A 10,310-nucleotide genomic window follows, 5' to 3' on the forward strand; every position below is an offset into this window, starting at 1 on the left:
GTTCTGTTCGGGGCCGGCGCTGGAAGGCTGGGAGCCAACCGGCGTGACCTTAATTGGCGCCGGCTCGTTGGCAAAGGCTGTTGACAGTCCAAGCGAGAGGGCAATAGCGGCGACTTCCGGGAATTTCATGCTTCATCCTTTCTGCGATTGTTTCGGGGTGCCAATTGCGGCTGCCTGCTCTTGAGCTCCGGCCCCTGTCGTCAAAACGCTCGCCGTCACTGTGCGACCGCGGTGATGCAGCCATTGCATCGTGTAGTAGGTGACGAAAACGCACAGGCCCATGATGGCCACGCAGTGGCCAAAGAAGCCTGCCACCGACTCCTCGAAGTTCCACCAGTCCAGCGACAGCTGGAACAGGAGTCTGGAGCGCAGGTTCAAAGCGAGGCCGCTGCTCACGCCCTTGACCGCGATGCCGACAGCGACCGCTCGGAGCGCCACGGTTCGTGCTGTATTCGGCGCCGTGATGCCCAGCAGCTTTCGGACAACGCCCATGAGCAGCGGCCAGCGCAGGCCGAGGTGGACGGCCACGATGATCAGCAGCCAGTAGGCGATGCCGGCATGGATCTGTCGTGCCGTGAAGTCGTCACCGAGGCGAAGATTGGAAAACACCGTCTCGGAGATCACGAGGCTGGTGCCCAGCAGTGCCAGCATCCCCACCAGGAGCACGAAGGTCAGGGCGATATTGAACTTGCCGCGTGGCTCTCGGGGCTTCGCGAACGTGGAGAACCATCGGCGATGGAACACGTTGTGAACGACGAGCAGCAGGAACATGCCGATGCCGGCCAGTTCGTGCGCCGAGTTGCCCTGCCAGGAGTAGGCGAATGCAAACAGCAGCAGCCCGGCGGCGATGCAGTCGAGCACCAGTCTCAGCAGAAAAACGGGGTTCATGGCGCGGAGGCTATTCGACAGGCTTGCCGTGGAACTCCGGCAGGCGCCCGGCCGTGAACAGGTAGTCCCGGTCCTTTTGCGACGAATGGCAGGACATGCAGCGCGCGGTGTTCTCCTGCAGGTTGATCTTTCGATCGGGCCAGTACCACTGGAACTGCCAGTCGCCGGTACGGCGGCGCTCCTCGAAGTCCGCACCCCAGCCGGCACCTTTCTCCATGACGAAGTAGCGGAAGAGCTTCTCGTCCCGATGGTCCGCCAGCACGAAATGGGTGCCGTTCGGCACGCGTTGTCCCTTCTGGATCGCCTCGATGGCCTCGCGCGTGGTCGAGATATGCTCGGTCACGTTGCCGCGCCGGACCGTGGTGTAGTGCACCAGGTCTTCGAGCCTGGGGAACGTGACGCGGTTGGTCTCCGCGTGGGCCTGCCAGGTGACCATGAAAAGGGTGCCGACGGCCAATGCGGCCAGTGCGCTGAGGCGTGCGACTTGCTTCTTCGGTCGGTTCATGGCGCTTTCTTGAGTTGCTTCTCCCAGAAGCGGATGGCCTGGTCAATCCAGCCCTGTGCGCTGGTGCCCTGTCCTGTGCCGAATCCGTGGCCGACTTCCGGATACTTGTGGTATTCGACCGGGGTGCCGATGCGTCGAAGCGCGGCAATGCGCGACGCCATCGCGGCAGGCGGCGCAATGCCGTCTCGGTCGCCCACGACGGCGAAGGTCGGTGGCTCGGATGCGGTGACTTCCGAATGGGCGGTGTATGCCATGACCACCACAGAGGGTTTCGGCAGCGGTGCGCTGCCAAAGACGGCCGTGCCGTACGAGCCGATTGCCGCCGCCATCCGCGCCCCTGCGGAACTGCCCCACAGCGAGTAACCGTCCGTGCCGACCTGCATCGCGCGGGCGTTATGGAAGATGTATGAAAGCGCTGCGGCCAGATCTTCGGTGGCTACCCTGCCGCCTTGGCCCGCCCGGTACTTCAGCACGAAGACGTTGAAGCCGCGCTCGCTGATCTGCTGGGCATAGGGGAAGCCTTCATGCACCGAGCCCACATACGAGAACCCGCCGCCCGGCGCGACAACGGCGAAAGGTGCGCCGGGTCGGCCCCGAAAGAAGAACAGTCCGGTGTGCTTGAGCGACGGGTTCGCGCGCTTCTCTTCCTCGCTATGGAAGTCGTGGAACACGACATGGCCGGCGCTGGCGTCGTCCACCATGCGATTGAGTGCAGCGACCATGACACCGGACTCCATATGGCTGTGGTACGGCAGGAGTTGACCGATGTCCTTCAGTGGCATGGCCTTGTCGTAGTCCCGGCCATCCCACGGCAGCATCCGATGGCTGAAGCCCTGGAAGGCAGGATGGTCCAGCAGATCACCGAGGTGACCGTCCGGACGCAGATGGGGATACCGGGACTGGACGCTGCGCGCCGGAGCGACATGAACCGCCGTCTTGCCGGCCGAAGCTGGACTGGCTTCACCGGCTTCGCTGGATGGCGACGCGAGGAGCGCCGGCAGCACGCCGCCGGCCAACCTCCAAGTTGCGGAAGGCCAATGCCTCGTCGCCATGCCGTCAGATGTCGAGCCGACGCTCGCTCATCCACTTGACCCTGGCCGGGTCCCGATGCGAAAAGAAGCTGCTCTGGCCCGTCTCCAGCGTCGCGATCCGCTCCATATCGGACGGCTCCAGATCGAAATCCAGGATGTTCAGGTTTTCCTCCATCCGCTCCTTGCGGACCGACTTGGCCAGAGCGACGATGCCGCGCTGCACCACCCAGCGCAACACGACCTGACCAATCGAACGGCCGTGCTTGCGGGCGATGTCCACCAGAACCTCGTTCTGGAATAGGTTATTGCGGCCCTCGGCGAAAGGGGCCCAGGCCTCGGCCTGCACGCCGTTCTCGCGCATGAAGGCGACGCTTTCCTCTTGCTGGTGGAATGGGTTGACTTCCACCTGATTGACGGCCGGGACGACGTCATTGAAGCCAATGATGTCCATCAGTCTGTCGGGATGGAAGTTGCTGACGCCGATGGCGCGCACCTTGCCCGCCTTCAGCGCAGCCTCCATAGCCCGCCACGATCCGTGCACGTCGCCAAAGGGCTGGTGGATCAGATACAGATCCACATAGTCCAAATTCAGGCGGCGCAGTGATTTGTCGATGGCTTGCGTCGTACGTTCGTAGCCGGTGTCCTGCACCCACAGCTTCGTGGTCACGAAAAGGTCGGCGCGCGGCACGCCTGCGTTCTTGATGCCTCTGCCCACCGCTTCTTCGTTGAGGTAAGAAGCCGCCGTGTCGATCAGCCGGTAGCCGACGCCGATGGCCTCGGAGACGCAGCGCTCGCATTCCTGCGCATCGGGGATCTGGAAGACGCCGTAGCCGAGGATCGGCATCACGACGCCGTTGTTCAAAGTGACTTGTTGCATGGTGGGCGTTGAAGCGATGATTTGAAAGAACCGAGTTGGCTTCCGTAAATGACAGTGAACGAGCGCTTGGCTAGCCCTTGCGCGAGGACACACCGCTCAGCCAGCTCGTCACGCGCTCCATCGTTCGCCGCTCCTGATCCATCTCCATGACGAAGCCCTTGAGCAATCGCGCCTTGGATGCACGAGTGGCAAGAACGGACTGGCTGTTGCCGAGCCCGTAGCCGCCGTGGGTGACGAACGGGATCAGGATCTTGCCGGACAGGTCGTGCGCGGACAGAAAGGACAGGATCACAGGCGGCGCGGTCTCGCCCCAAATCGGGAAGCCCAGAAACACCGTGTCGTAGTCCGCCATGGCGGACACCCTGGCGTCCAAGGCGGGCACATAACCGCTGTCGCTTTCCTTGCGGGCTTGTGCCACCGTCTGCAGATAGTCTTCGGGATAAGGCGTGGCGGGGCGGATCTCGAACAGGGCCGTTCCGCGTGCGCGATGGATCAGGCCCGCGACGACACGCGTGTTGCCCGACCGGGAGAAGTAGGCCACCAGCGTTCGCGCACCGCCCGCTGTGCCGGGTCGCACAGTGCCCCCCTGGGCGATTGCCACTGCCATGCCACCCGGAGGAAGCGCGACGAGCGCCGTCATCACCTTGCGTCGGGTCGCATTGTGATCAGACGTCATCGGCATCGTCCTGGAGTCATCGGCCGACGCGAGCCTGCAGCGCGGCAGGATAGCGGGCGCCTTGAACCCTGACGTCCGCCAGGGCCTGAGCGATCTTGTCGAGATCGGTGGGCGAGAGTTCCACCGATACCGCTTCCAGGTTCTCCTCGAGCCGGTGCAGCTTTGTCGTACCGGGGATCGGCACGATCCACGGCTTTTGCGCCAGCAGCCACGCGAGCGCGATCTGCGCGGGGGTGACGCCCTTGTCCTTGGCGATCTGACCGAGGACATCCACCAGCGCCTGGTTCGCCCGAATCGCCTCTGGCGAGAACCGCGGTACCTTGCTGCGGAAGTCGTCGCTCCCGAAGGTCGCGCCGTCCTTGATCGCGCCCGTTAGAAAGCCCTTGCCCAGCGGGCTGAAGGGCACGAAGCCGATGCCGAGCTCTTCGAGCATCGGCAGGATCTCGGTCTCGGGTTCGCGCCACCACAACGAATACTCGCTCTGCAGCGCGGCGACGGGCTGTACCGCATGTGCGCGTCGGATCGTCTGGGAACCGGCCTCGGACAGGCCGAAGTGCTTGACCTTGCCTTCTGCAATCAGGTCCTTGACGGTGCCGGCCACATCCTCGATCGGCACGTCGGGATCGACCCGATGCTGGTAGAGCAGGTCGATCACATCGGTCTTCAAACGCCTGAGCGAGCCTTCGACCGCCCAGCGGATGTGCTCGGGCCGGCTGTTGAGTATCTGCTGCTGGTTGTCGTCGCCGAACGTGAAGCCGAACTTGGTGGCGATCACCACCCGGTCGCGCACCGGGGCAAGCGCCTCGCCTACGACTTCCTCGTTCAGGTATGGACCGTAGACCTCGGCCGTATCGAAGAAGGTCACACCGCGATCGAATGCGGCACGGATCAAAGCGACAGCTTGTCCAGTGTTTGTGGCTGGCCCATAGCCCTGGCTCAAGCCCATGCAGCCCAGGCCGAGGGCCGAGACTTCCAGATGGCTGTTTCCAATTTTTCGCTTTTGCATAGTGATTTTCCCTGTGAAGACGATCCCCGAGTTCGTCTCAGGATCGCTCACATGTCAATGTAGCGATCAGCCCTGCGCGCGACTAGATGGCAGAATCCGCATATTCTTGTGAGGTGAGCTCATCAATGCCCAAAGGCAGCTACAACGACCTGTTGGCATTCATTGCCGTGGCGCGCGAGCAAAGCTTCACGCGGGCAGCGGCGCGGCTCGGCGTGTCCCAATCCGCACTGAGTCACCTGATCCGTGCACTCGAGAGCAAGATGGGCGTGCGCTTGCTGGACCGGACCACACGCAGCGTTTCCACGACCGAAGCGGGCGAGCGGTTGATGCGCAACATCGCGCCGCGATTCCAGGAGATCGAGGCGGAACTGATGGCGGTCGGCGAGCTGCGTGATAAGCCCGCTGGGACCATCCGCATCACCGCGACAGAAAACGCTGCCCGGACGGCGCTCTGGCCCCGGCTCGCCAAGCTGCTGCCCAAGCACCCCCAGATCAAGGTCGAGGTCACTGAAGAATCGCGTTTCGTTGACATCGTGGCGGAGCGCTACGACATGGGCGTGCGGCTTGGTGACGACGTGGCCCGCGACATGACTGCCGCTCGCATCAGCCCTGACGTGCGCGTGGCGATTGTCGGCGCGCCCGCCTACCTGGCGAAGCGACCCGCGCCCCTGAAGCCGCAGGACCTGGCCGATCACGAGTGCATCAACCTGCGGTTGATGAGCCATGGAGACCTCTACGCTTGGGGACTCCAGAAGGGCAAGCATCAAATCAAGGTACGCGTCGAGGGGCAACTCGTCTTCAATGGGACCCGACAGATCCTGCAGGCAGCGCTGGCTGGCTTTGGACTCGGGTATGTGCCCCTGGAGCTGGCCCAGGCCGATATCGTCAAGGGGCGGCTCAAGCCGGTCCTCGAAGACTGGTGCCCGGTGCTCCCGGGTTACCACCTCTATTACCCCAGCCGCCGGCATTTGTCGCGCGCGATGGCGGTGCTGATCGATGCGCTGCGCTATCCGCCGACGGAGAAGTGAATCCATGGCCCTGGAGACTTTCAACGACGTCCTCGCCTTCGTGCATGTCGTGCGCGAAGGTAGCTTCACGCGGGCATCCGCGCTGCTGGGGGTCTCCCCTTCCGCGCTGAGCCATGCCGTTCGAAGCTTGGAGACGCGCCTGGGCGTCCGACTGCTGACGCGCACCACGCGCAGCATCGCGCCCACCGAGGCGGGCGAGCGCCTGTTCAACAGCGTGGCGCCGCGGTTCGAGGACATCGACGCCGAGGTGGCTGCCGTGAAAGAACTGCGCGAAAAACCCGTCGGGACCATTCGCATCACGTCAGCAGAGCATGCAGCCAACAGTGTGCTGTGGCCCAAGCTGTCCAAGGCCATGCGGGACTATCCCGACATCAACATCGAGATCGCAGCGGACTACGCGATGTCGGACATCGTTTCCCAGCGCTACGACGCGGGTGTGCGCCTGGGCAATCAGGTGGCCAGGGACATGATCGCCGTTCGCATCAGTCCCGACTTGCGCATCGCCGTCGTCGGCTCGCCCGGATACTTCGCCGGCCGAGCCAGGCCAGAGACTCCCCATGACCTTGCACAGCACAACTGCATCAATCTATGGCTTCCGACCCATGGCGGATTCCTGCCGTGGGACTTCGACAGGGAGGGACAGGAGGTCAAACTCCGCGTGAGCGGGCAATGGGTGTTCAACAATAGTTCGTCCAACGTCCGGGCGGCCTTGGCCGATTATGGGCTGGCCTTTGTGCCAGAAGACATGGTGTTGGAGCACATCGCCGTCGGACGCCTGGTCCGTGTGCTGGACGACTGGTGTGCTCCCTACCAAGGCTACTACCTCTACTACCCGAGCCGGCGCCAATCGTCACGTGCCCTAGCCGTCGTCATCGAGGCGTTGCGACATCGAGAGTAGGTGGGAGGGATGGTGCAATGCCTCTCTTAGCCCTCGCGCTGCGTGTGCGTACGTTCGCGATATTCATGAGTTCATTTCAGTAGTGCATGCTGAATTATGGGCTTAATCGAAGTGGCCATCTTCCGTACGATTCCATTCAAGAACAACGAAGAGCAAAGGTAGGCCGCCCTCCGGCTCTTTTGCCTTGCGACCACAGCATGTCCTTTTCGAAGCTGCATGCGTGCGGGCAGCCGCCCAACAATGAATGGAGCAACGGACCCATGACCCTTGGAACATCCGCTAGGTATCGCGACGTCGGCGCGCTCGCCGCCGCGTTGGCCGTGATCTTCGGCCTGGCGTTTGCGCCGAGCCACGCCGCGCAGAACACTGAGGCGCCACAAGCCATGACCAGCACAGAACCCGCGTCCGACACGCTGTCTGCCAAGCAGCAGGCCATCCCCCTGATCGCGGCCTTCATGGCCACGAGCGACATGTCCAAGCTCAACACCGCCTCAGCTCGAGCACCTTGCTGCGGTTGGCAATCGGGGCCACAGACTTGACCACCGCGCTCCACGCCGTCACGAACACCGGCACCTTGTCGACGTTGATCAACCGGTTGACGGCGTTGATGCCCAGGCGCGGATCGGCCTGCGTATCGAGCAGCACCATTTCCAGCGGGTGGCCGTCGATGCCGCCCTTGGCATTGATGTCCTCCACGGCCCACTGGGCCGCCTTGGCCTGGTCGGCGCCGAAGAGCGCTTGCGATCCGGTCAGCGGCATGGCCAAGCCGAACTTCAAAGGAGTCTTGGCGGGCGGCGTCTGGGCGTTAGCGCCTATCGCACAAGCCAGCAGGACGGTCGACAGAACTAGGCGGCGATGCACGTTTTTCATAAGTAAGTCTTTCGGTTTAGAGAAAATTGGCCCGCGGCCGTGTCGTTACGCCAGACGATATTGGATATCGTAGAAAATATCAACCAAGATTTTGTAACGCTAGACGAAACTAGAAATCTCAATTGGTGCAAGAATGCCCCATGGAGGTGCCACTCCTGAAAGAACCCCCGATGACGCAGAATTCGCGATCGATGCAAACCTTTTCCGCCGCTGAACCCGTGCCTGTGCCGGGTGACAAGAAAGTCAACTCGGTCGAGGCCGTCAAGGTGGCGGTCCGCATCCTTGACGAACTGGCCCTGGGCCAGCGCGCCATGGGCGTAACAGAACTGGCCGACGCGCTGGGCGAGACCAAGCCGCGCGTTCACCGGCATCTGTCCACGCTGCGCGAGATGGGCCTGATCGAACAAGACCAGGCCACCGAGCGCTATCGTCTCGGCTGGCGCGTGTTCCAGCTAGGCGAGGCCGCCGGCACGCAGTTCGACCTGCGCAGCCGTGCGGAGCCCTACCTGCTGCGGGTGCGCGACGAATTGAAGGAAACCGCGGTGCTGGCGGTGCCCATCAACGGGCGGCCGATGGTTATCGCCAGCATGGACAACGTCTATGCACGCATTTGCATCAGCGTGAAGCCGGGCAATCGGCCGCTGCCGCACTGCTCGGCGCTGGGACGACTGACGCTGGCCTTTTCTCCGCCGGCGCTGCAAGAACAGTTGTTGGCCGGCCCGCTGGTGGCCGAGACGCCGGAGTCCATGATCGACCCTGCGGTCATCCGCCAGCGTATGCGTCTGATCCAGGCGAAGTTCTACGAAGTCTGCGACAACGAGGTGATGCTGGGAGTGAACACCGTTGCCGCACCCATCTTTCGCAATGGCGATGCCCTTGCCGGGGCGCTATCGATCATCGGATCGATCCAGAACATTCCCAACCCGCCCCGCCGCCGCCAGGTCGAGCTGCTACAGGCGTGCGCCGCGGAACTCTCCGCGCAGCTCGGCAGCGACGCCTATGAGCGCTGGCATCTCGGGCGTCAGGCGCACGAGATGCTAAACGCGCTGGAATGACCGACTCTCACAACGATGTCAGCTTCACCGACTCGGCCTTCAGGACCTTGCCGAGTGCGCAGCAGCGCCTCTACGGATTCTTCTGTCCCTGCGCGTGCTGTCGCGCCTGTTCACGCGACGCTTCCTCGAAGCACTCGAGCGCGGGTGAGTTCGCGGCCGAGCCTCGGGCGATCAAGAAGTATCGCGACAAGCAATGTCGCGCTATCTCGAAGACTGGGCTGCAGCAAAAATCGCGGGCTCTAGCGGACGACATCGTTGCGCCTGGCGCCGCGCCATTGCGCCAGCCCTCGAACCATCTCTGGCCTGGTCAACGGGTGCTGCGATCGTAGCCTGTAGAGCAGCTGCAGGTCCTTCATCGTGAGCGCCGCGTCGGCGAGCCCCACGTAATGGTCAAGGCCGAGGCTTGTCGCGGACCGCGATGCAACTCGTCGGCCAGGTTGCGCACCAGTTGCAATAGTTGACCAGAGCGATCCGGGAGCACCGGGCCTTCGCTTGCTTCGCATGCGAAAAAATCGCCTGTCATGGCGTTGAGTATTGTGCTCCGAGCGCGCTGATCGCGGGGGCGTCGCCGTCATTCAGGTAGCGGCAGGGCACTGGTGCACTTGAATTCGTCCAGGCAGACGCTGGAACGCACGCCGTCGACGCCCGGCAGCCGCATCAGCTTGTCGATCAGGAACCGCGACAGCCCCTTGAGGTCGCGCGCGATGACCTTCATGACGAAGTCGTAGTCGCCGGTGATCGAGTAGCACTCGAGCACCTCCGGCATGTCGATGACCACGTCGGTGAATTTCGACAGGTCGCGGATATGCCCCTTTTCCATGGCCACGAGGATGAAGGCCACCACATGCAGGTCAAGCCGCGCTGGGGCCAGGCGCGTCTCATAGCGCGCGATGAATCCCGCTTCTTCCAGCCGACGGTGGCGGCGATGGCATTGGGCGGGCGACAGGCCCGCAGCCTCGGCGAGCTCCAGGTTGGACGCGCGCCCGTGCTCCTGCAGGAAGGCCAGGATTTTGCGGTCGGTACGGTCGAAATCGGGTTCGTACAAGATTGTCTCCTTTTTTGTCCTGAACGAGAAATTATGTTGCTTGCCTGAGGGTTCGCCCCAACTCCCGATGAAAACAGATTGTCCGTGCGGAAGTTCACACTTCTCTTCCTGGAAGGCGGCTCCCGGACGGTGACCAAACAGGTTTCCGGTCGAGGCAGTTTTCTAAATTGAACCACGCCGACTATTTCTCACAAGGACCTCAACGTGCAACATTCTTTCCTGCGTTCCTCCCTGGCCCTGATCGCTGCCGCCGTCGCCGCAGCCGCGGCCACGCCCAGTTTTGCTGCCGAGAAGTCGGTCGCGGTCACAGCGATCGTCGAGCACAAGGCGCTCGACGCCGTGCGCGACGGCGTCAGGGACGAGCTGAAGTCGGCCGGTTTCGAAGCCGGCAAGAACCTCAAGTACGAATACCAGAGCGCGCAGGGCAACAC

The 10,310-nt window shown here is 63.0% G+C and carries 12 protein-coding genes; 4 read left to right on the forward strand and 8 right to left on the reverse strand.

What is annotated here, in order from left to right; genetic code table 11:
- Window positions 1-132: 132 nt before the first annotated feature.
- The 6 genes from AC1DY5_RS27885 to AC1DY5_RS27910 all read right to left on the reverse strand — a co-directional run bounded on the left by AC1DY5_RS27885 (window position 133) and on the right by AC1DY5_RS27910 (window position 4,983).
- Window positions 133-888 carry a DUF4405 domain-containing protein gene (locus AC1DY5_RS27885; RefSeq protein ID WP_478116661.1) on the reverse strand — a complete coding sequence of 252 codons (756 nt, stop codon included), beginning with the start codon at window positions 886-888 and terminating at the stop codon, window positions 133-135.
- Window positions 889-898: 10 nt separating this feature from the next.
- A complete protein-coding gene (locus tag AC1DY5_RS27890) occupies window positions 899-1,393 on the reverse strand; it encodes a cytochrome P460 family protein (RefSeq protein ID WP_478116663.1) in 495 nt (164 codons plus the stop codon).
- Window positions 1,390-2,409 (reverse strand): alpha/beta hydrolase, encoded by a 1,020-nt coding sequence (locus tag AC1DY5_RS27895; RefSeq protein WP_478116664.1) that lies wholly within the window; start codon window positions 2,407-2,409, stop codon window positions 1,390-1,392. The genes AC1DY5_RS27890 and AC1DY5_RS27895 overlap by 4 nt, the downstream gene beginning before the upstream one ends.
- 40 nt (window positions 2,410-2,449) lie before the next feature.
- A complete protein-coding gene (locus AC1DY5_RS27900; protein ID WP_478116678.1) occupies window positions 2,450-3,301 on the reverse strand; it encodes an aldo/keto reductase in 852 nt (283 codons plus the stop codon).
- A gap of 70 nt (window positions 3,302-3,371) precedes the next feature.
- Window positions 3,372-3,977 carry a flavodoxin gene (locus AC1DY5_RS27905; RefSeq protein ID WP_478116666.1) on the reverse strand — a complete coding sequence of 202 codons (606 nt, stop codon included), beginning with the start codon at window positions 3,975-3,977 and terminating at the stop codon, window positions 3,372-3,374.
- Between the two features lie 16 nt (window positions 3,978-3,993).
- Entirely contained in the window at window positions 3,994-4,983 is a 990-nt protein-coding gene (locus tag AC1DY5_RS27910) for an aldo/keto reductase (protein WP_478116668.1), read from the reverse strand.
- A 125-nt stretch (window positions 4,984-5,108) separates the two neighbouring features.
- Here AC1DY5_RS27910 and AC1DY5_RS27915 point away from each other — a divergent pair, with 125 nt between their 5' ends.
- Window positions 5,109-6,011 carry a LysR family transcriptional regulator gene (locus AC1DY5_RS27915; RefSeq protein WP_478116670.1) on the forward strand — a complete coding sequence of 301 codons (903 nt, stop codon included), beginning with the start codon at window positions 5,109-5,111 and terminating at the stop codon, window positions 6,009-6,011.
- 4 nt (window positions 6,012-6,015) lie between these two features.
- Complete coding sequence (locus AC1DY5_RS27920; protein WP_478116672.1) at window positions 6,016-6,909, forward strand: LysR family transcriptional regulator; 894 nt, start codon at window positions 6,016-6,018, stop codon at window positions 6,907-6,909.
- Window positions 6,910-7,389: 480 nt separating this feature from the next.
- Here AC1DY5_RS27920 and AC1DY5_RS27925 read toward each other — a convergent pair whose 3' ends face one another.
- Window positions 7,390-7,686 (reverse strand): ABC transporter substrate-binding protein, encoded by a 297-nt coding sequence (locus AC1DY5_RS27925; RefSeq protein WP_478116674.1) that lies wholly within the window; start codon window positions 7,684-7,686, stop codon window positions 7,390-7,392.
- 263 nt (window positions 7,687-7,949) lie between these two features.
- Here AC1DY5_RS27925 and AC1DY5_RS27930 point away from each other — a divergent pair, with 263 nt between their 5' ends.
- A complete protein-coding gene (locus tag AC1DY5_RS27930) occupies window positions 7,950-8,834 on the forward strand; it encodes an IclR family transcriptional regulator (RefSeq protein WP_478116676.1) in 885 nt (294 codons plus the stop codon).
- A gap of 571 nt (window positions 8,835-9,405) precedes the next feature.
- Here the strand turns inward: AC1DY5_RS27930 and AC1DY5_RS27935 are convergent.
- Entirely contained in the window at window positions 9,406-9,879 is a 474-nt protein-coding gene (locus AC1DY5_RS27935; protein WP_478116677.1) for an Lrp/AsnC family transcriptional regulator, read from the reverse strand.
- A 231-nt stretch (window positions 9,880-10,110) separates the two neighbouring features.
- Here AC1DY5_RS27935 and AC1DY5_RS27940 point away from each other — a divergent pair.
- Window positions 10,111-10,310: ABC transporter substrate binding protein (locus AC1DY5_RS27940; protein WP_478116680.1), on the forward strand; the 200-nt coding region annotated here is incomplete at its 3' end.

Source organism: Variovorax sp. P4_D9 (genome assembly GCF_056401695.1).

Excerpts from the sequence above, each read along its gene's own strand:
- AC1DY5_RS27885 (WP_478116661.1), bottom strand. The coding sequence starts at position 888 with ATGAACCCCGTTTTTCTGCTGAGACTGGTGCTCGACTGCATCGCCGCC.
- AC1DY5_RS27890 (WP_478116663.1), bottom strand. The coding sequence starts at position 1,393 with ATGAACCGACCGAAGAAGCAAGTCGCACGCCTCAGCGCACTGGCCGCA.
- AC1DY5_RS27900 (WP_478116678.1), bottom strand. The coding sequence starts at position 3,301 with ATGCAACAAGTCACTTTGAACAACGGCGTCGTGATGCCGATCCTCGGC.
- AC1DY5_RS27905 (WP_478116666.1), bottom strand. The coding sequence starts at position 3,977 with ATGACGTCTGATCACAATGCGACCCGACGCAAGGTGATGACGGCGCTC.
- AC1DY5_RS27910 (WP_478116668.1), bottom strand. The coding sequence starts at position 4,983 with ATGCAAAAGCGAAAAATTGGAAACAGCCATCTGGAAGTCTCGGCCCTC.
- AC1DY5_RS27915 (WP_478116670.1), top strand. The coding sequence starts at position 5,109 with ATGCCCAAAGGCAGCTACAACGACCTGTTGGCATTCATTGCCGTGGCG.
- AC1DY5_RS27920 (WP_478116672.1), top strand. The coding sequence starts at position 6,016 with ATGGCCCTGGAGACTTTCAACGACGTCCTCGCCTTCGTGCATGTCGTG.
- AC1DY5_RS27930 (WP_478116676.1), top strand. The coding sequence starts at position 7,950 with ATGACGCAGAATTCGCGATCGATGCAAACCTTTTCCGCCGCTGAACCC.